The organism is Devosia sp. LjRoot16 (genome assembly GCF_964252795.1).
In the GTDB taxonomy this organism is placed as follows: domain Bacteria; phylum Pseudomonadota; class Alphaproteobacteria; order Rhizobiales; family Devosiaceae; genus Devosia_A.
Genome location: NZ_CAXUPH020000005.1, coordinates 490,252 through 507,654 on the forward strand (window position 1 = coordinate 490,252; position 17,403 = coordinate 507,654).

The window sequence follows — 17,403 nt, forward strand, 5'->3', positions numbered from 1 at the left end:
CGACTGGAGGGTGACGGGGAGGCGTGTCGTCCACCAGGGTCATTCCCGCGAAGGCGGGAACCTAGTGGGATGCTGCAGCGCCCGTCGAGGTTGAGAAATCCCACTGGATCCCCGCCTTCGCGGGGATGACGCCGGTGGGTTGGACCGACGGATGCGCGCCGCGTCCGCCGTGGCTCAGTTGACGGCCTTGACGATCTTCAGCAGCTGGCTCTGGATCGTCTCGTTGCCGGCGATGACCTGGCCGTTCCAGACAGAGCCGGTGGTGCCGGCGTAATCCGTCATGGTGCCGCCGGCTTCGCGCAGCATCAGCAGGCCCGGCGCCACGTCCCAGGGGGCGAGGCCGGCTTCCCAGTAGCCGTCGAAGCGGCCGGCGGCGAGCCAGGCCAGATCGGTCGAGGCTGAGCCGGTGCGGCGGATACCGGAGACGGCGGGCACGACGTGCGCCAGTTGCTTCAACTGCAGCAGGTCGAGGGCGCGGCCACGCGAGTTGATGCCGGTAACGACGACGGCGTCAGCGAGGTGCTTGCGGTTGGCGACGCGCAGGCGCTTGCGATCATTCAGCCAGGCACCGCCGCCCTTTTCCGCGGTGAACAGCTCTTCCATCGCCGGGTTGTAGATCACCGAGGCGACAATCTCGTTGTTGCGCTCGAGCGCAATGGCGCAGGCGAACATCGGAATACCGTGGAGGAAATTGGTCGTGCCGTCGAGCGGGTCGACGATCCAGCGGTGCTGGCCGTCGCTGCCCTTCACCTCGGTGCCTTCCTCGCCGAGGAAGGAGTAGGTCGGGCGGGCCTTCTGCAACTCGTTGAAGACGATCTCTTCGGCGCGCTTGTCGGCGTTGGAGACAAAATCGGCCGGGCCCTTTACCGAGACCTGCAGGTTCTCGACCTCGCCGAAATCCTTGGCGAGCGAGCGGCCGGCTTTGGTAGCGGCCTGGACCATAACGTTGAGAAGCGCCGAGCGCATGGGGGAAACTCCGCGCGAGAAACTGGAAACGTGGGAAGGGCCGCTATGTGCCCGAGAACGCCGTTCAGTTCAAGGGCGTCTCGGTCGGCGCAGGCGTCGGGGTGGTGTTCGCCGCGACCTTGGTCGGCGGCAGCGACGGCCAGAAGCGGGCGCGTTCCTCGGCGCGGGTCAACTGATCAGGCTTGATCGTGGCCAGCAGCTTGTCGAGTTGCGGGTCTTTCAGCCCCTGTCGCCGCGCCAGGGCGCGGTACATGGCAGCGTCCTCGAGATTAGCGGTCACGCCTTCGCCGGCAGCCAGCAGCTTGGCATAGCGGTTCTGCGCCACCGGGTTGCCGCCATCGGCGGCGCGCGCATACCAGCTGGCGGCTGTCGCACGATCCGCCGGCACGCCTTTGCCGAGATAGAGAATGGTGGCGTACTCGACCTGCGCCGCGGCCAGCCCGTCCTCGGCGGCAAGCCGGAACTGCTCGGCGGCGGCCTTGGCGTCGGGGGCGATGCCAGCGCCTTCCGCCAGCATGCCGGCATAGTCGTAGCGGGCTTCGGTAATGCCGGAATTGGCGGCTTCGCCGATCAGCTCGGCGGCCTTGGTGAGGCTGGGCTCGACATAGACGCCTTCGACATGCAGCAGCCCCAGATTGTACTTGGCCGGCATATTGCCCGCGTCGGCCGCGGTCTTGAACAGTTCGGCGGCCCGTTTGCGATCCTTCGCGACGCCGCTGCCCTGCTGGTACAGCATGCCGAGCTCGAAGGTGGCGAGCGCATCGCCATGCGCGCTGGCCATGCCGTACCAACTGGCAGCGGCGGCGAAATCCTCGGGTACACCAAGGCCTTTGGCATAGATTTCGGCAATCAGCGTCTGCGCGTGCGCGTCGCCCTTTTCGGCACGCGGCAGCGCCAGGTCGAGCGCGGTGAGGAAGTAGCCGCGCTGGTAGGCGCCATAGGCCGGGTCGACCCGCTCGCCGAAGATGGAATCGCTGATGGTCAGGGCGTCGGGAGCCGGCTGGTTCAGGAACTCCTCGGGCACCGGCCCGATCGGCAGGTCTTCCATGCCCAGATTGTCGGGGAACTGCATGTCCTTGGGACGCAGGTCCTCGAAATCGGTGCGGCCGGCCTGCGCCAGCGCCGGCAGCGCCAGGCCGGCAAGCAGCAGCGCATAGCCCAGGCGGCGCATCATTTTGCCGGCTCCGGCACCGTCAGCGGCAGGCCGATGAACTCGCAATCGCCGGCATCGTAGTTGGCGGGGCCGGCTTCAGGGTCTGACAGCACGCTGGGGATCTCCATGGTCTCAGCCCACCACTGCGCCATTTCGCGCTCCGGGGCGGATATGGAACCGGAAAGCGGCCCAAATAGGATGTAGTCGACCCCCGCCTCGCCTTTCAGCATGGCGTCGTCGCGCGAATGGATGTCGCCGGCCCCGACGATCAGTTTCGGCTTCAGCGCCGCAATCGCTTCCCGCACGGCCTCGATGCCACCGGGGACGTGGAGGCCGTCAGCGCCGAGCAGGCGCACCAGTCCGGGTTCGCCCTCGACCAGCACCGCGGCGCCCCTGGCCTGCGCCAGCGGCACAATGCGCTTGGCGAGATCCTTGTAGGCGTTCTCAGCCAGGTTGCCGCGCGGCAGCAGCAGGGCGGCGACATCGTCGCGCTCCAGCGTGGCGGTCAGCGCCGCAACGAGCTGGTCGGATGGAGTATCGGTGGGTGCGATAAGGAAGATTTCGGCTGACATGGCGGTGTTATAGCGGCCCCATCGCCGATGTGGAGCCGGATTCTGGCCGCAACTGGGCAAGGGTTACCGAGCCGAAAAGAAAGCGGGGTTCGCAGCGTCAGGTTCGCTGCAAAGGAAAGGGGCGCCAAGGCGCCCCCAGTCGTCGGGAAGTTCGTTCTGGAGGTCAGGCTGCGAGATCGAGTTCGGGCTTGTACTGGCCGAGCGCCGCCAGGGCGTTCATTTTGGCGCGGTGGGTGAAGGCCTGCTGCGCCGCTTTGACGTTCTGGTCTTCCCCGTTCCAGGTCACCAGCGCCGAAGTCTGCAGCGCCCGGCCGTAGGAGAAGGTGAGGGCCCAGGGCAGGCCGCTAAGCTGGTTCATCGCCGACAGGTGCGCCGTGGCCTCTTCATCGGACTGGCCGCCCGAGAGGAAGGCGATACCCGGCACGGCGGCGGGGACGAAGCGGCGGAGCGTCTCGACGGTGCGCTGCGCCACTTCCTCAGTGCTGACACGGTCGCGCGAGCGGAGGCCGGGGGTCACCATGTTGGGCTTGAGCAGCATGCCCGAGAGGTCGACGCCGGCGAGCCGCAGTTCCTTAAACACCGCCTCGAGCGTCTCGCCGGTGACATCCTCGCAGCGCTGGATCGAGTGATCGCCCGGATCGCCATCGGCCAGCACTTCGGGCTCGACCACCGGCACGATGCCGGCTTCCTGGCAATACATGGCGTAGCGGGCCAGCGCATGGGCGTTGGCGCGTATGCCGTTGCGGGAGGGGGCGTAGGAGGTGATGGCGATGACGCCACGCCACTTGGCGAAGCCGGCGCCGAGCTTGGCATAGTGAGCCAGCCGCTGGCGCAGCCCATCGAGCCCCTCGGTGATCTTTTCGTCCTTGCTGCCAGGCATCGGCAGCGCGCCGCGGTCGACCTTGATGCCGGGGATCACGTCGGTGGCGGCAAACAGGTCGCGGAAGGGCGTGCCGTCCTTGGCCTTCTGCTCCAGCGTCTCCTCGGTGAGGATGACGCCCGAGATGTAGTCGGTCATCGCGTCGGTGGAGCGGAACAGCATCTCGCGATAGTCGCGGCGAGTTTCCAGCGTCACCGGCAGGCCGATCAGCGCAAAGCGCTTGGCGATGGTGCCTTCGGATTCATCAGCGGCAAGGATGCCCTTGCCGCTGGCGACGAGCTTTTTGGCGATTGCATTGAGCGAGGCCATGGGCGGGAGGGTCTCCGTTTGTGCAATGAGCGGAGAATGCCGCAGGACTCGGTGGGCGGTCGATTGGACGTTCAGGTATCAGACGAACGGCGAAGCATGGCTTCGGTTGCAGCATCAGCCGGAGTGTAGATGGAGATGGTCAGGTCGGTGCGCCCACCGAGCCGCAAGGCGGCGTAGCGCATGACCAGCCTGCCTAACTCCGGATGGTCCAGCGGCTTCAACCAGAGTGGCGATGGACGCACCGCTCCCGCGGCCCACAAGGCTGCAAACGCCTCGCTCTGCGCGATCAGCCGCTTCACCTCAGGGCCATATTCCGGCCGTGCCCCGATCGCCGCGCGATACTGCCCGACCATCGACGCCGCCAAGGTCTCCCAATCGGCGAACAGTGTCCGCCAGCTGGGATCGAGGAACAGCTTCTCGATCAGGTTCTCCGTCTTATCGCGCAGCAGCAGGACGCGGCGGGCTGCGGCATTGCTGGCGATGATGGTCCAGCCGCGATCAAGCGCATAAGCCGGCAGTGGCAGCAGCCCATCGAGGAACGGTTGCAGCTCCGGCTCGTCGATGTCGACCGTGGGGGCAGGACCCTGGCCCGGCCGTGCCAGCTCAAACAGGTAGCGCGACTGGGTCGCATCGAGCCGCAGCGCCCGCGACAGCCGGCGCAGTGCATCATCCGACGCGGTGACGTCGCGGCCCTGTTCGAGCCAAGTGTACCACGTGACGCTCATCCCTGCGGTGTCGGCCACTTCCTCGCGGCGCCAGCCGGGCGTGCGCCGGCGACCGCCGCGTGGCGCGGGCAGGGCGTGACGTGCTGCGGTCAGGAGGTTGGCGAGGCACTTCCGCCGGTCGGCATCATCGGAGAGCATGACGCCTTATACCAGTATAATCGCCAATCTGGTACCAGCTTACCTGATCTGCTCAATGGCGCTCTCACGCAACACGGAGCCCATCATGCGATCTCTCAACTCCCTGATCCGCAGCCTCGACTACACCATCGTTTTCGCCCGCAGCATGGAGGCCATGCGCCGGTTCTACTCCGAGGTGATGGAGTTCGAGCTCCACCGCGAACTTGGGCCGCAATGGGTCGAGTACCGGGTCGGCAGCACCATGCTGGCGCTCACCGAACGCGGGATGATGTTCGATGACATCGCGCCGCCCGATGGGGCGCTGTCGCTGCAGCTGGCGTTTCGCGTGGCGCCGGACGAAGTGGCGATCGCGGCGTCGCTGCTGGCGCACAAGGGCATCGCGGCAAGTGCGGTGGTCGACCAATCGTGGGGCCACCGGACGCTGTTCTTCCGCGATCCGGACGGCAACGTCCTCGAGATCTATGCCGAGATCTAGCGCTTCAGCGCCTCGACGCCGGGCAGGGGCTTGCCTTCCATCCATTCGAGGAAGGCGCCGCCGGCGGTGGAGACATAGGTGAACTGGTCCTTCACCCCGGCATGGGCGAGGGCGGAGACGGTGTCGCCGCCGCCCGCCACCGAGACCACCTTGCCCGCCTTGGTGCGCGCCGCGACATATTGCGCGATCTCGACCGTGCCGTGGTCGAAGGGCTGCAGCTCGAAGGCGCCGAGCGGGCCGTTCCAGACGATGGTCTTAGCCTCATCGATGGCGCCTTTGATGCGCTCGATCGAGCCCGGCCCGACGTCGAGGATCATGCCCTCGGGGTCCATCGAATCGACACCGTAGAAGCGGTGTGGCGCGTTGGCCTCGAAATGCCAGGCCACGGTGGCGTCGATCGGCAGGATAATGGCGCAGTGCGCCGCTTCCGCCTTGTCGCGGATATCATTGGCCGTTTCCGCCAGGTCCTTTTCGGCCAGCGACTTGCCGACGCCGAGCCCCCCGGCATGGAGGAAGGTGTTGGCCATGGCGCCGCCGATCACCAGCCCGTCGACCTTCTTGATCAGGTTGCCGAGCAGGTCGAGCTTGGTCGACACCTTGGCGCCGCCGACGATGGCGATCACCGGGCGTTCGGGGTTCCCGAGGCCGGCCTCAAGCGCCTTCAGTTCGGCTTCCATGGCGCGACCGGCGGCCGAGGGCAAGAGGTGAGCGATCGCCTCGGTCGAGGCGTGGGCGCGGTGCGCGGCGGAGAAGGCATCGTTGACGAAGATGTCGCCAAGCTCGGCCATGCGGGCGGCCAGCGCCGGATCGTTGTCCTCCTCGCCCGGATGGAAGCGAGTGTTCTCGAGCACGAGGATCGAGCCCGGAGGGGCCTCGTCGATCGCCTGCCTGGCCTTGGTCACATCGATCCAGTCGGTGGCGATGAAGCCCACCGGGTGGCCGGTCTCGTCGGCGACGGCGGGCACCACCAGCTCGAGCGAGAATTCCGGGTCGACCTTGCCCTTGGGGCGGCCGAAATGGCTGAGGATGATGGCCTTTCCGTCGACCTTGATGATTTCGCGGATGGTCGGCACCAGTCGCTCGATGCGGGTGGCGTCCGTCACCTTGCCGTCGGCGACCGGCACGTTGAGGTCGGCACGCACCAGCACGCGCTTACCCGAAAGGTCGAAATCGTCGAGGGTCTTGAAAGCCGGCATGGGACGCATCCGCTGCTAGGGAGAGGTGCCGCTGCTATAGCAAGGATTGCAGCAAGGGCAACAGCGGAGGTCAGAGGCCGACGAGACCCGCGAGGGTGCCCGACAGCGCAAACAGCAGCGCGCCGATGCCGATATGGCGCACCGCGAAGTAGAGGTTGGTGTTGAAGGTGAAGCGGGCGAAGCCCTCGCTGGGCCAGTGCCGCGGCCCGATGCGGCGGCGCAGCGCCCGGTCGGCCAGCACCACATAGAGCCCGAAGGCCGCCAGCGGGATCAGGAACCAGGTTGCATCGTGGCGGGCGCCCAGGGCGAGGCTCCCCACGACATTGGCGACAACGAGAAGCCGTTCGATATCACGCACCGGCCGATCTCCGGATCAGGGATCAACTGGCCTTGGATAATAGCGCGCCGACATAACGCTTTGGCGACGAAGAGGTTAACGGCGGATGACAGTTGGCTTGGCCCCAAAAATTAAAGGGCGCCCGGTGGGGCGCCCTTGGTGCAGCGGACGTGCGTTGCGGTCAAAAGCCGCCGAATGTCTCGAGGAAACCGTTCCCGCCCTGCACCGGACGAAGCGAAGCACCGCTGCGATCGCGATCGAGCAGCGAGTCCTCGCCGAGTGCGAAACGAGCGCCCACCAGGAAGCGGTGATTGCCGACCGTGGCGTCATCGCTCATCAGTGCTTCGGCTGAGGTAGTCGAATAATCGTATTTCGCGAACAGCGAGATGGGGAGCGACTCGAGCTTGTATTCGACCCCGGCGCCGATGGTCACGGTGTCAAACGTCGCCGACAGGATCTCGAAATCCAGCGTGTTGAAGCCGGCGCGAGCTTCGATCCGCAGGTTGGGTGTCAGGAAGTAGCGCACCTCGGCGTTGGCGAACCAGCCGTTGAGGCCGATCGATGTGGGACTGTTGCTGCTGAGGTCGAACTGCTGCATGCCGGCCTGGCCGTACAGTGTCAGGTTGTCGAAGTACACTTGGGCCTCGCCGCCGACATAGGCGCGGTCGATAGTGCCTTCGCTCACCGGGTTGCTCAGGTCGTCGCGGCCGATCTGCACGAAACCACCCACGAGGAACTTGTCGGCCTCGCGGTAAAAGCCGTGCAGTGCCCCATCAAAGCTGTTGGTCGTGATGTCGTCGCCCGAGTCGTCGAGCGTGCGCGAGGTGAACTGGACGTCGCCCTGGATGCCGAGCACCGGGGTGAGCATGATCGAGCCACTGAGCAGCGCTTCAAGGGCATAGCCATCGAGGCTGAAGGTGTCGCTTCCGGTGTCGAACTCCGTGCCGGCCGGCCCGACGCCAATCGAAATGAACCCGCTGGGATCGGCAAGGGCAGGGGTGGCGAAGGGAGCCGCGAGCAACAGCGTGGCGCCAAGTGCCATGACTTGGTTCTTCATATCGTTCTCCGACGTGGTCGCAGCTGCTGGCTGCACGAGGCTGGCGTCCGAGCCGATCCCCAAGATCAGCCTTAGCAATGAATCAGACGTGCCATTCTTATGCGTTGGCGTCGTATCAGCGACAAGTGCAGCGGCGCCACAAGCGTGGACAAATCGTTGAAATTACAATCGTTCTGGTTGAGCAGTTATTATCGGATCAGACGCGTGAACAGCGTCGGATAGTCCACCACGAACCCGTCTTCGTCCACCGTCAGCACCTGCTCGAAGCTGCCATCGGCGGCCTGGTAGCGGTAATGGGTGGGATCGAGCCGGGTGTAGATCTGGCCGTCGCGGAACGGTTCCAGGCTGTCGAGCGGCACCCAGGCCATGGTGAAATGCTGCGGCACGCCATCGGCAAACTTCGCGCGACGGATCGGCAGGGTGTTGGTGAAGGGCGTGCCGGAGATGTCGATATCGACGCAGCCTTCGAGCTCGGGGGCGCGCTGGCCATTACGCTTCCAGTCGCCGAGCCCGTTCGAGTTGAGCCGCAGCACGCGGCCATCCTGCAGGCGGAGGGTGAGGGAGCGGAAGGTCCAGTCGAGGGCGAGCTGGATGTCGTATTGGGCGCCGTAGGCGAAGCCTTCGAACTCGCCGATCAGCACGCTGCGGACATTGACGCCGTCGGGGCTTTCCCAGATACGGCAGTGCTCGAGCCCGACCTCACCGACTGGCTGCCAGCGGAGGTCGAGCTCGAGAGGCACTTAGAGGGTTTTGGCGAACACGGCCGTGATGTCGGCCATGCGGTTCGAGAAGCCCCACTCGTTGTCGTACCAACCCATGATGTTGACGAAGTTATCGCCAATCACCTTGGTCTGGTCGAGCAGGATCGTGCACGAATGCGGATCGTGGTTGAGGTCGCTCGACACCAGCGGATGGGTGGTGAAGGTCATGATGCCCTTGAGCGGGCCGTTGGCGGCGGCGATCAGCGCGTTGTTGACTTCCTGCGGCGTGGTGTTGCGCTTGGCGAGGAACTTGAGGTCGACCAGCGAGACATTCGGGGTCGGCACGCGGACCGAGATACCGTCCAGCTTGCCCTTCAGCTCGGGCAGCACCAGGCCGATCGCCTTGGCGGCGCCGGTCGAGGTCGGGATCTGGCTCAGCGCCGCAGCGCGGCCGCGGTAGAGATCCTTGTGCATGGTGTCGAGCGTCGGCTGGTCGCCGGTGTAGCTGTGCACCGTGGTCATCATGCCCTTCTCGATGCCGACCAGGTCATTCATGATCTTGGCCATCGGGGCGAGGCAATTGGTGGTGCACGAGCCGTTCGAGATCACCACGTGCTCCTTGCCGAGCAGGGCGTGGTTGATGCCGTAGACGACGGTCAGGTCGGCGTTCTCGGCCGGGGCGGAGACGATCACCTTCTTGGCGCCGGCGGTGAGGTGTACGGCGGCCTTGTCGCGGCTGGTGAAGATGCCGGTGCACTCGAGCACGATCTCGACACCCAGCTCCTTGTGCGGCAGCTGCGCCGGATCCTTGACTGCGGTCACCTTGAACTTCTGGTTGCCGGCGGTGATCACATCGCCTTCGACCTTCACTTCATACGGAAACTTGCCGTGCACGCTGTCATAGCGCAGCAGGTGAGCGTTGGTTTCGACCGGACCGAGATCGTTGACGGCGACGACCTCGATGTCGTTGCGACCGCTTTCGACGATGGAGCGCAGGATATTGCGACCGATGCGGCCAAAGCCATTGATTGCGACGCGTACAGCCATGATGGCTCCTTCAGGGACTTCTAGGGAGGAGAGAAGAAGAGCGCGGTTCTTACAACTGCGCCATGACAGCTTCAACTATCGCTTTCGACGTAATGCCAAAGTGCTCATACAGCGCTTCGGCCGGGGCGCTGGCGCCGAACGAGTGCATGCCGATGAACCGGCCCTTGTCGCCGAGCAGCTTCAGCCAGCTCATCTCGATGCCGGCTTCGATCGCCACCTTGGCCTTGGGCTTGCCGATCACGCTGTCGCGGTATTCCTGCGACTGGGCGTAGAACAGCTCCTGGCTGGGGACCGAGACGACCTTGGCCGAAATGCCCTGTGCCTTCAGCAGCTCGAGGCTCTGGACGGCGATGGTGACTTCCGAGCCGGTGGCGAAGATCACTGCGTCGGCGTTCTGATCGCCGGCAATGACATAGGCGCCCTTGGCCGACGGATTGCCGGTGACGGTTTCGGTGCGCAACGCCGGCAGGTTCTGGCGGCTGAGGGCCAGGATCGAGGGCTGCTCGGCTTCGATGGCGAGCTGCCAGCATTCGAGCGTTTCGACCGCATCGGCGGGGCGGAAGACCAGCAGGTTCGGGATGGCGCGCAGCGTCGAGAGATGCTCGACCGGCTGATGGGTCGGGCCGTCTTCGCCCAGCCCGATCGAGTCATGGGTCATCACGTAGATGACCTTCTGGCTCATGATCGCCGAGAGACGGATGGCCGGGCGGGCATAGTCGGTGAACACCAGGAAGGTGCCGCCATAGGGGATGAGGCCCTTATGCAGCGCGATGCCGTTCATCGCCGCCGCCATCTCGTGCTCGCGAATGCCGTAGCGCATGTAGCGGCCGGCGCGGTCGGTGGCGGTGAAGGGTAGCGTCTCGGGCGTGTTGGTAAGGTTCGAGCCGGTGAGGTCGGCCGAGCCGCCGATGGTCTCGGGCAGCACCTTGTTGATCACCTCGAGCGCCAGCTGGCTCGACTTGCGGGTAGCGACCTTCGGCTTGTCGGCAACCAGCTTGGCCTTGAACGTCTCGATGGTCTCGTTCCAGTTCGCCGGCAGCTTACCGGCGATGCGGCGCTCGAACTCGGCGCGCAACTCGGGCTTGGCCGCAGCGAGGCGGCCTTCCCAATCGCCGCGGGCGTTCTCGGAGCGGGTGCCGGCGGCGCGCCAGGCATTGAGCGTGTGGCTCGGGATTTCGAACGCCGGGTAGTCGATGCCGAGCTGCTGCTTGGCGCCGGCGAGTTCGGCCGCACCGAGCGGCGAGCCGTGCACGCCGTGCGAGTCGGCCTTGGTTGGGGCGCCGAAGCCGATAATGGTCTTGGCGGCGATCAGGGTCGGCTTGTCCGTCGACTTCTTGGCGTCGAGCAAGGCCTTTTCGACCTGGGCCTGGTCGAGGCCGTCGATCTCGATGGTGTTCCAGCCGCAGGCCTTGAAGCGGGCGATCTGGTCGGTCGAGTCGGCGTTGGAAACGCGGCCGTCGATGGTGATGTTGTTGTTGTCCCAGATCACCACGAGCTTGTTGAGCTTCAGGTGCCCGGCAAGCGAGATCGCTTCCTGGCTGACGCCTTCCATCAGGCAGCCGTCACCGGCGATCACCCAGGTGTAGTGATCGACGAGGTCGGAGCCGAACTCGGCGGCAAGCTTGGCTTCGGCAACGGCGAAGCCGACCGAGTTGGCAATGCCCTGGCCGAGCGGACCGGTGGTGGTCTCGATGCCCGGGGCAAAGTGGTATTCCGGGTGGCCGGCGGTCTTGGAACCAAGCTGGCGGAATTGCTTCAGCTGATCGATCGTCATGTCCTCGTAGCCGAGGAGGTACAGCGAGGCGTAGAGCAGCATGGAGCCGTGGCCGGCCGATAGAATGAAGCGATCGCGATCGGCCCACCAGGGGTTCTTCGGATCGAACTTCATCACCTTGGTGAACAGCACCGTGGCGATGTCGGCCACGCCCATCGGCAGGCCGGGGTGACCGGAATTAGCTTTCTCCACCGCATCCATGGCGAGGGAACGGATGGCATTGGCCATCTCATTGGCTTGGGCGGAGTTGGTCATCAGGGTGCTCTCGGCTAAGGGACAGAAGCCCGGAAATCCGGGCGCCTCGAACCCTCCTGCCGAGGCGGGTTGACGCTTAGCAGGTTCCTTTGACCTGTCAATGTCGCCTCCCGGAGGGGGGCGTTGCCATGCCGCGCTAGCTTTGCGCTATAGTGCCAAGTGGAATCGCCCTTTTTCCACGACGGGGGTCGGGATGGCCGAGCAGCACTCCGAGGATGGATACGAAGCCGCCGCCAGCCGGCTGGACAAGGCGTTCGCGCGGCTCGAGGCAAGCGTGCGCAGCCTTAATGGCCGGGTGCGGGCGCATAGCCGGATCGAATCCGATACGCAGAAACTGGTGGGCGAGCGGCAGCGCCTGGCGCAGGAGCTCGACAAGGTCAGCGCCAAGGCCAAGCGGCTGGACGACAGCTCGGCGGAAGTGGCGCGGCGGCTCGTCGTCGCTATGGAGTCGGTGCGCGAAGTGCTGGCCCAGGACGGCTCGAAGTAGGGGAGAGCTGAGATGCCCGAGGTCAATGTCGACATCAACGGCCGCAAGTACCGCATGGCCTGCGAAGAGGGCCAGGAGCAGCACCTGCTTGGGCTCGCCGACCGCTTCAATCAGCATATCGACCAGTTCAAGGGGACGTTCGGCGAGATCGGCGACAACCGGCTGACGGTGATGGCCGGCATCGCCGTGCTCGACGAGCTGGCCGAGGCGGAGCGCCGCATTACCGAGCTGAAGCAGGATGTCGCCAACCTCACCCAGGTCGGCGAGGCGCTGACCCACGAGGCCGAGGAACTGGAGCGGCGGTTCGCCAAGCGGCTCAACGAAGCGGCGCGCAAGATCGAGGCGATCTCGAGCGCCATCGACGACACCGGCGCGGCGGCAGGCGCTTAGTTTTTTCTCACGACGCAGGAGCCGCCGGCCGCCTGCAGTTTGGCGCACAGCGCATCGGCATCGGCACGGTTGTCCCGGCCGATCATGGCGTAGTGCCTGAGCCGTGGCCCGAAATTCGGGTTGCGGGCCATCAGCAGCATCAGCTTCTCGCTGCCCAGCACCTTGGGATAGTTCGCCTGCACCCGCTCGAAGCGGCGGATGACGACGCCCTGCGAAAAGTTCTGCGCCAGCAGGACGCCCCATGGCTTCCACTCGCTCGGCTGCCGATCGAGGCTCGGCACCCGCTCGGCCTCGGCCATTTTCACGCAGGCATCGATGAACGGCTCGTCCTTGCCGATAGCGTAGTCGACTTCAGGCGGGGTTTCGGCGAGCCAGGCATCCGGATCGCGGCCGGTGACGATCTCGACGTAGAAGCGAGTCTCGGCCGGCAGGTAGCTGCCGCCTTTCACATAACCCGATGCTCGCCCCTCGCCGCCATTGTAGGCGACCGCCGCCAGCCCGAGGTTGCCGAACTTGTCGGTGAGAAAGCGCAGGTATTCGGCCGATTTCGCCAGCGCCTCGCTCGGATCGAACGCATTGCGCAAGCCGCGGAGGCGCGCCGTCGAGGGGATGAACTGGGCGATCCCCTGCGCTCCGGCGGTGCTCAGCGCAAACGGGTCGAAGCGGCTCTCCTGCCAGATCAGCCGCGCGAAATACCCGACCGGCAATCGCTCGCGCCAGGCAAACAGCTGGATCGCGCCGCAGGTATCGCGAAAGAACTGCTCCTGCCGGATGCACACCGCCGTCCAGGATGGTGCTGCGGGATCGGCGGCATAGCAGGAGCGAGGCTTGGCCGGTTCACTATCGCTTTCGACAGCTGGGACGGCGCAGCTCAAGGCCGCGATCGCCAATGCCAGGCCGAGGCTGATCAGATGTCTGCCACGCATCGGGGGAAACTAGGACGTGCTGGCGGGTTCCGGCAAGCGCCGGCAATTGGCAAAGTTTGCCAATGTTTGCTAGAATGACGTCAAAAGGAGCTTCGCCATGGCCACGATGAACATCTCACTGCCGGACAAGATGAAGCAATGGGTTGAGGAGCAGGTTGCGACCGGGCGGTACGCGAATGCGAGCGATCTGATGCGCGATATCATCCGGGAGCGGCAGGAGAAGTCGGCTGCCATTGCGCGGCTGCAGGCCGAGATCGACAAGGGCCGCGCCAGCGGAATCAGCGACAAGTCAGTGGATGAGATTTTTGCTGAGGCCCGGAGGAAGGCGATAGCTGCTCTCAAGGCGCGCGATGCCGCCGCTTAGGATATCTCCTGCAGCGCAACAGGACATTGACGAGATCTACCTCTACGGCGTCCTGACCTACGGCCCCACGCAGGCGGATAGCTACACCAACAGTTTGCGCGGCGCGGTACTTCTCATTGCCGAGCATCCCTTCATGGGAAGAGAGCGCGATGAAGTTCGGCCGCCGATCCGGCTGTGGCACCACGAGGCCCACCACCTGTTCTACGATCTGATCGATGGAACCGTCGTCGTGCAGCGTGTGCTGCATCATTCGGCCGACTGGACCGAGCTGTTCTAGCCGCTGAACCGCCCCGGCTCCCAATTCGCCAGCACGGCCTGTTGCAGGTCGATCTCCTCCATGATCTCGCGCAGTACTTCGTCGTCGAGCTTGCGCTCGTCGCGGGCGGCGACCAGCGCCGTGCGGCGGGCTTCCAGTACGGCACGGCCGAGTTCCAGCACCATGGAATCGTGCTCGGTATGCGACTGGCGCTCCGCGGCGTCCTCAACGCTGGCGCGCTGCAGCATCTGCTCCGCTGCGGCGCGGGCCTTGGGGTCGGTCTGGCCATCACGGAAGCTGGTGATGGCGGCGCGGCCGGCGGCGTCGGCGATGTCGCGGGCGATGGCGTGCTGGCTGGCGCGGTACTTGTCTTCGGCCGGGTCGGAGATGCCGAGCACACTGATCAGCCAGGGCAGGGTCAGGCCCTGCACCAGCAGCGTACCGATCGTCACTGCGAAGGCGACGAACTGGATGACGTCGCGGCCGGGGAAAGCGTCGCCGGCGAGCGTCGTCAGCGGAATACCGGCTGCGGCGGCGAGGGTGACCACGCCGCGCATGCCGGTCCACGAGATCACCAGGTTTTCCTGCCAGCTGAACGGTTCGGGGACATCGTAGCCGCCCTGCCGCAGCACTTCCCGGCGGCGCTCGAAGCGCCCGTCACGCCGGCCGAACCGCCGCGGCGGCTCCTCGCCGGCCTGCATGCGGGCAATGGACTCGCGCACCCGGCGGGTCTGCCAGCGCGAAACGAAGCCGGTGCCGAACACCCAGGCGATACGGACGAGGATCACCGCGACGAGGACGATCAGTGACAGTCCGAGCAGTTCGATCAGGCTGAAGCCGGTGGCCGTCGCTTCCTCGATGACGAACTTCATCTGCAGGCCGATATAGGCGAAGACGAAGGCCTCGAGCAGCGCATCGGCGGTGCGCCAGAACTGGCGCTCCTGGATGCGGGCAGCATAGCCGGCTTCGGTGGAATTGTGCCCCAGCGAGAAGCCCGCGGCGACCACCGCGAGGACGCCCGAGGCGCCTACTTCCTCGGCCACCAGATAGGCGGCGAACGGCACCAGCACGGACAGCACGGTGACCAGCGAAGCGTTGCTCATGCGCAGCCGGGTGCGGTGGACGATGGCGCCGATCACCATGCCGATGACGATGCCGACGACCACGGCATAGACGAAGTAGAGAAAGCCATTGTCGATGAACAGGTGCCGGCCGGTTACCGTGGCGGTGGCGAAGGCGAAGAGGGTCAGCGCCGCGGCGTCATTGATCAGGCTTTCGCCCTTCAGCACCGTCATCATCCGGCTGGGGAGCCCGAGCTTGCGGCCGACCGCCACGGCGGTCACGGCATCCGGCGGCGAGACGACGGCAGCAAGCACCGTCGCCACCGCCAGCGTCATGCCAGGAATGATCGAAGCCGACACCGCGCCGACGACGAAGGTGGTCACCAGCACGAGGATCACGCCCAGGTTGATGATCGAGGGCAGCCGCCGGATGAAGCTGATGAACGAGAATTCGGTCGCCGCTGAATAGAGCAAAGGCGGCAGCACCACGGTGAGGATGATCTCGGGCTCGAGCTCCAGCCGCGGCAAGCCGGGGATGAACGAGGCGGCGAGGCCGACCAGCGCCAGCAGCAGCGGCGCCTGGATGTTGCGGCGTTCGGCGAAGATGGTGACCGCAATGGCCGCGATCATCACCAGGAGGATCTGTGAAACCATGCGTCGCCCCTCGAGCCCTCGTCCGCCTGATATAGGCCGGAGCGGGGAAAAGGAAAGAAGCGCATGGCGCTGACGATGTCGCCACCCTATATTGAGTTCGCTGCCCGGTGCGTGTTGGATCTTATTTCCCTGGGGCCGTACTGATCCTTAAGGGAGCTGTCACCGTTCGGACCCGTGGGTTCGGACACACGGCGCCCACCTACGTAAGTAGGTTCCCAGGATCTGTATCCCACGGCCGTGGCGGCACCTGAATTCCTCGCCAGAAAGCCCGATGAGCGACGCAAAGATCGAAGAGGCGAAAGCGGCGCTCCGCGCTGCGGCGCACAAGAAACGGGCGGCCTTCCACCCGTCGCTGCGCAATGATGCCGCCAAGGCAGCCGCCGCGCACTTCTTCGAGGGCGTGCCGCTCGACAAGGGCGAAGTGGTCGCCGGCTATTGGCCGATCCGCGACGAGATGGATGTGAAATCCGTGGTGGCGCGGCTGATGGATGCCGGCCAGCCGGTCTGCCTGCCGGTGGTGCTGGGCGACGAGCAACCGCTCGAGTTGCGCATCTGGGAAGATGGCGCGCCACTTTACGAAGCGGGCTTCGGCACACTGGCGCCGCCTGAGGAGGCGCCGCGCGCTCAACCCGATGTCATCATCATGCCGCTGCTTGGCTTCGACAAGCATGGCACCCGGCTCGGCTATGGCGGCGGCTACTATGACCGCACGCTGGCGACGCTCAATAAACGTCCCCGCCTGATCGGCTTCGCCTTCGCGCTGCAGGAGATGGACCTGATCCCGCGCGAGGCGCACGATGTGCCGCTCGATGCCATCGTCACCGAACATGGCGTGCGCAACTTCGAGAAAAAGGCGCCGGTCACGTGAGAGTATTGTTCCTGGGCGACGTGGTCGGCAAAGCCGGCCGCGACGCTGTTTCCGACCGCCTGGCCGGGTTGGTCGACAAGCACAAGTTCGATTTCGTGGTGATCAACGGCGAGAACGCCAGCCACGGGCGCGGCCTCACCGAAGGGCACTTCGCCGAGATCAAGGCTGCCGGCGCCGACGTGGTGACGCTGGGCGACCACGCCTTCGACCAGCGCGACACGCTCACCTATATCGCCCGCGAACCGACGCTGCTGCGGCCGATCAACCTGGCGCCGGGCACGCCGGGGCGGGGCGCCAACCTTTACGAGAGCCGCGCCGGGCACCGCGTGCTGGTGATCAATGCGCAGGGCCGGGTGTTCATGGACCCGGTCGATGATCCGTTCCGGGCGGTGGAAGCCGCCGTCGCGGCGTGCCCGCTGGGCGAGCAGGCGGACGCGATCATCCTCGATTTCCACACCGAGGCGACGTCCGAAATCCAGGCGATGGGACATTTTCTCGACGGCAAAGTCAGCCTCGTCGTCGGCACCCACACCCATATCCCGACCGCCGACCACCGGGTCCTCAAAGGCGGTACGGCGCTGATGGCCGATGCCGGCATGTGCGGGGATTACGACTCGGTGATCGGGGTTGAGGTCGACGAGCCGCTCAACCGCTTCCTCACCGGTATCGCCACCGGCCGGTTCACTCCGGCCGAGGGCGAGGCGACGCTGAGCGGCATAGCGATCGAGACCGATCCAAGGACCGGTCTCGTTGCGAAGCTGTCGCCACTCAGGGTTGGCGGTTCGCTGGCTCAAGTCGAGCCGGCGTTCTGA

Annotated in this window: 20 protein-coding genes and 1 other RNA gene; 8 read left to right on the forward strand and 13 right to left on the reverse strand. The window is 65.6% G+C overall.

Features of this window, described 5'->3' with window-relative positions; all coding sequences use genetic code 11:
• Nucleotides 1–174 precede the first annotated feature (174 nt).
• From ACSQ23_RS23680 to ACSQ23_RS23700, 5 genes are all read right to left on the reverse strand, one after another.
• Nucleotides 175–966 carry an inositol monophosphatase family protein gene (locus tag ACSQ23_RS23680; protein ID WP_055883092.1) on the reverse strand — a complete coding sequence of 264 codons (792 nt, stop codon included), beginning with the start codon at nucleotides 964–966 and terminating at the stop codon, nucleotides 175–177.
• A gap of 64 nt (nucleotides 967–1,030) precedes the next feature.
• On the reverse strand, nucleotides 1,031–2,140 hold the full coding sequence (locus tag ACSQ23_RS23685) for a tetratricopeptide repeat protein (protein ID WP_436092101.1): 1,110 nt from the start codon (nucleotides 2,138–2,140) through the stop codon (nucleotides 1,031–1,033).
• A complete protein-coding gene (locus ACSQ23_RS23690) occupies nucleotides 2,137–2,691 on the reverse strand; it encodes a thiamine phosphate synthase (RefSeq protein ID WP_055883095.1) in 555 nt (184 codons plus the stop codon). The genes ACSQ23_RS23685 and ACSQ23_RS23690 overlap by 4 nt, the downstream gene beginning before the upstream one ends.
• A gap of 163 nt (nucleotides 2,692–2,854) precedes the next feature.
• On the reverse strand, nucleotides 2,855–3,880 hold the full coding sequence (locus ACSQ23_RS23695) for a class I fructose-bisphosphate aldolase (RefSeq protein ID WP_436092102.1): 1,026 nt from the start codon (nucleotides 3,878–3,880) through the stop codon (nucleotides 2,855–2,857).
• 71 nt (nucleotides 3,881–3,951) lie between these two features.
• Nucleotides 3,952–4,743: a helix-turn-helix transcriptional regulator gene (locus tag ACSQ23_RS23700; protein WP_436092103.1), complete on the reverse strand. Its 792-nt coding sequence runs from the start codon at nucleotides 4,741–4,743 to the stop codon at nucleotides 3,952–3,954.
• Nucleotides 4,744–4,828: 85 nt separating this feature from the next.
• Between ACSQ23_RS23700 and ACSQ23_RS23705 the strand changes: the two genes are divergently transcribed.
• Nucleotides 4,829–5,218 (forward strand): VOC family protein, encoded by a 390-nt coding sequence (locus ACSQ23_RS23705; protein ID WP_436092104.1) that lies wholly within the window; start codon nucleotides 4,829–4,831, stop codon nucleotides 5,216–5,218.
• Here ACSQ23_RS23705 and ACSQ23_RS23710 read toward each other — a convergent pair.
• The 6 genes from ACSQ23_RS23710 to tkt form a co-directional block, all read right to left on the reverse strand.
• Nucleotides 5,215–6,414, reverse strand: a complete 1,200-nt coding sequence (locus ACSQ23_RS23710) for a phosphoglycerate kinase (protein ID WP_436092105.1) — start codon at nucleotides 6,412–6,414, stop codon at nucleotides 5,215–5,217. The two genes, ACSQ23_RS23705 and ACSQ23_RS23710, sit on opposite strands and share 4 nt — an antisense overlap.
• A gap of 70 nt (nucleotides 6,415–6,484) precedes the next feature.
• The gene (locus tag ACSQ23_RS23715; protein WP_436092106.1) at nucleotides 6,485–6,772 is read right to left on the reverse strand and encodes a hypothetical protein; all 288 of its coding nucleotides are present in this window, start codon (nucleotides 6,770–6,772) and stop codon (nucleotides 6,485–6,487) included.
• A 160-nt stretch (nucleotides 6,773–6,932) separates the two neighbouring features.
• Complete coding sequence (locus tag ACSQ23_RS23720) at nucleotides 6,933–7,808, reverse strand: outer membrane beta-barrel protein (RefSeq protein WP_436092107.1); 876 nt, start codon at nucleotides 7,806–7,808, stop codon at nucleotides 6,933–6,935.
• Nucleotides 7,809–7,996: 188 nt separating this feature from the next.
• Nucleotides 7,997–8,548 (reverse strand): putative glycolipid-binding domain-containing protein, encoded by a 552-nt coding sequence (locus ACSQ23_RS23725; RefSeq protein ID WP_436092108.1) that lies wholly within the window; start codon nucleotides 8,546–8,548, stop codon nucleotides 7,997–7,999.
• On the reverse strand, nucleotides 8,549–9,556 hold the full coding sequence (gap, locus tag ACSQ23_RS23730) for a type I glyceraldehyde-3-phosphate dehydrogenase (RefSeq protein WP_436092109.1): 1,008 nt from the start codon (nucleotides 9,554–9,556) through the stop codon (nucleotides 8,549–8,551).
• A 49-nt stretch (nucleotides 9,557–9,605) separates the two neighbouring features.
• The gene (gene tkt, locus ACSQ23_RS23735) at nucleotides 9,606–11,585 is read right to left on the reverse strand and encodes a transketolase (protein WP_055999606.1); all 1,980 of its coding nucleotides are present in this window, start codon (nucleotides 11,583–11,585) and stop codon (nucleotides 9,606–9,608) included.
• Between the two features lie 193 nt (nucleotides 11,586–11,778).
• On the opposite strand from tkt, the gene ACSQ23_RS23740 reads away from it, so the two are divergent.
• Both ACSQ23_RS23740 and ACSQ23_RS23745 read left to right on the forward strand, forming a co-directional pair.
• Complete coding sequence (locus ACSQ23_RS23740) at nucleotides 11,779–12,072, forward strand: DUF4164 family protein (RefSeq protein WP_055999609.1); 294 nt, start codon at nucleotides 11,779–11,781, stop codon at nucleotides 12,070–12,072.
• 12 nt (nucleotides 12,073–12,084) lie between these two features.
• Nucleotides 12,085–12,462 (forward strand): cell division protein ZapA, encoded by a 378-nt coding sequence (locus tag ACSQ23_RS23745; RefSeq protein WP_055883115.1) that lies wholly within the window; start codon nucleotides 12,085–12,087, stop codon nucleotides 12,460–12,462.
• Here the strand turns inward: ACSQ23_RS23745 and ACSQ23_RS23750 are convergent.
• Entirely contained in the window at nucleotides 12,459–13,388 is a 930-nt protein-coding gene (locus ACSQ23_RS23750) for a lytic transglycosylase domain-containing protein (RefSeq protein WP_055883118.1), read from the reverse strand. The genes ACSQ23_RS23745 and ACSQ23_RS23750 overlap by 4 nt on opposite strands.
• A 97-nt stretch (nucleotides 13,389–13,485) precedes the next feature.
• Here ACSQ23_RS23750 and ACSQ23_RS23755 point away from each other — a divergent pair, with 97 nt between their 5' ends.
• Together ACSQ23_RS23755 and ACSQ23_RS23760 are read left to right on the forward strand one after the other, a co-directional pair.
• Nucleotides 13,486–13,752, forward strand: a complete 267-nt coding sequence (locus tag ACSQ23_RS23755) for a type II toxin-antitoxin system ParD family antitoxin (protein ID WP_436092110.1) — start codon at nucleotides 13,486–13,488, stop codon at nucleotides 13,750–13,752.
• Nucleotides 13,739–14,029, forward strand: a complete 291-nt coding sequence (locus ACSQ23_RS23760) for a type II toxin-antitoxin system RelE/ParE family toxin (RefSeq protein ID WP_436092111.1) — start codon at nucleotides 13,739–13,741, stop codon at nucleotides 14,027–14,029. The genes ACSQ23_RS23755 and ACSQ23_RS23760 overlap by 14 nt, the downstream gene beginning before the upstream one ends.
• On the opposite strand, the gene ACSQ23_RS23765 is transcribed toward ACSQ23_RS23760, so the two are convergent.
• On the reverse strand, nucleotides 14,026–15,723 hold the full coding sequence (locus ACSQ23_RS23765) for a cation:proton antiporter (RefSeq protein ID WP_436092112.1): 1,698 nt from the start codon (nucleotides 15,721–15,723) through the stop codon (nucleotides 14,026–14,028). The genes ACSQ23_RS23760 and ACSQ23_RS23765 overlap by 4 nt on opposite strands.
• A gap of 94 nt (nucleotides 15,724–15,817) precedes the next feature.
• Between ACSQ23_RS23765 and ssrS the strand changes: the two genes are divergently transcribed.
• The 3 genes from ssrS (at nucleotide 15,818) to ACSQ23_RS23780 (ending at nucleotide 17,403) form a co-directional block, all read left to right on the forward strand.
• A non-coding RNA gene (gene ssrS / locus ACSQ23_RS23770) (6S RNA) lies at nucleotides 15,818–15,974 on the forward strand.
• 20 nt (nucleotides 15,975–15,994) lie between these two features.
• Nucleotides 15,995–16,591 carry a 5-formyltetrahydrofolate cyclo-ligase gene (locus ACSQ23_RS23775; RefSeq protein WP_055999618.1) on the forward strand — a complete coding sequence of 199 codons (597 nt, stop codon included), beginning with the start codon at nucleotides 15,995–15,997 and terminating at the stop codon, nucleotides 16,589–16,591.
• A complete protein-coding gene (locus ACSQ23_RS23780; RefSeq protein WP_055883127.1) occupies nucleotides 16,588–17,403 on the forward strand; it encodes a TIGR00282 family metallophosphoesterase in 816 nt (271 codons plus the stop codon). The genes ACSQ23_RS23775 and ACSQ23_RS23780 overlap by 4 nt, the downstream gene beginning before the upstream one ends.

What these genes read in the sequence shown, in the direction of transcription:
- ACSQ23_RS23680 (WP_055883092.1), bottom strand. Translation starts at nt 966, where the DNA reads ATGCGCTCGGCGCTTCTCAACGTTATGGTCCAGGCCGCTACCAAAGCC.
- ACSQ23_RS23685 (WP_436092101.1), bottom strand. Translation starts at nt 2,140, where the DNA reads ATGATGCGCCGCCTGGGCTATGCGCTGCTGCTTGCCGGCCTGGCGCTG.
- ACSQ23_RS23690 (WP_055883095.1), bottom strand. Translation starts at nt 2,691, where the DNA reads ATGTCAGCCGAAATCTTCCTTATCGCACCCACCGATACTCCATCCGAC.
- ACSQ23_RS23695 (WP_436092102.1), bottom strand. Translation starts at nt 3,880, where the DNA reads ATGGCCTCGCTCAATGCAATCGCCAAAAAGCTCGTCGCCAGCGGCAAG.
- ACSQ23_RS23700 (WP_436092103.1), bottom strand. Translation starts at nt 4,743, where the DNA reads ATGCTCTCCGATGATGCCGACCGGCGGAAGTGCCTCGCCAACCTCCTG.
- ACSQ23_RS23705 (WP_436092104.1), top strand. Translation starts at nt 4,829, where the DNA reads ATGCGATCTCTCAACTCCCTGATCCGCAGCCTCGACTACACCATCGTT.
- ACSQ23_RS23710 (WP_436092105.1), bottom strand. Translation starts at nt 6,414, where the DNA reads ATGCCGGCTTTCAAGACCCTCGACGATTTCGACCTTTCGGGTAAGCGC.
- ACSQ23_RS23720 (WP_436092107.1), bottom strand. Translation starts at nt 7,808, where the DNA reads ATGAAGAACCAAGTCATGGCACTTGGCGCCACGCTGTTGCTCGCGGCT.
- gap (WP_436092109.1), bottom strand. Translation starts at nt 9,556, where the DNA reads ATGGCTGTACGCGTCGCAATCAATGGCTTTGGCCGCATCGGTCGCAAT.
- tkt (WP_055999606.1), bottom strand. Translation starts at nt 11,585, where the DNA reads ATGACCAACTCCGCCCAAGCCAATGAGATGGCCAATGCCATCCGTTCC.
- ACSQ23_RS23740 (WP_055999609.1), top strand. Translation starts at nt 11,779, where the DNA reads ATGGCCGAGCAGCACTCCGAGGATGGATACGAAGCCGCCGCCAGCCGG.
- ACSQ23_RS23745 (WP_055883115.1), top strand. Translation starts at nt 12,085, where the DNA reads ATGCCCGAGGTCAATGTCGACATCAACGGCCGCAAGTACCGCATGGCC.
- ACSQ23_RS23750 (WP_055883118.1), bottom strand. Translation starts at nt 13,388, where the DNA reads ATGCGTGGCAGACATCTGATCAGCCTCGGCCTGGCATTGGCGATCGCG.
- ACSQ23_RS23755 (WP_436092110.1), top strand. Translation starts at nt 13,486, where the DNA reads ATGGCCACGATGAACATCTCACTGCCGGACAAGATGAAGCAATGGGTT.
- ACSQ23_RS23760 (WP_436092111.1), top strand. Translation starts at nt 13,739, where the DNA reads ATGCCGCCGCTTAGGATATCTCCTGCAGCGCAACAGGACATTGACGAG.
- ACSQ23_RS23765 (WP_436092112.1), bottom strand. Translation starts at nt 15,723, where the DNA reads ATGGTTTCACAGATCCTCCTGGTGATGATCGCGGCCATTGCGGTCACC.
- ACSQ23_RS23775 (WP_055999618.1), top strand. Translation starts at nt 15,995, where the DNA reads ATGAGCGACGCAAAGATCGAAGAGGCGAAAGCGGCGCTCCGCGCTGCG.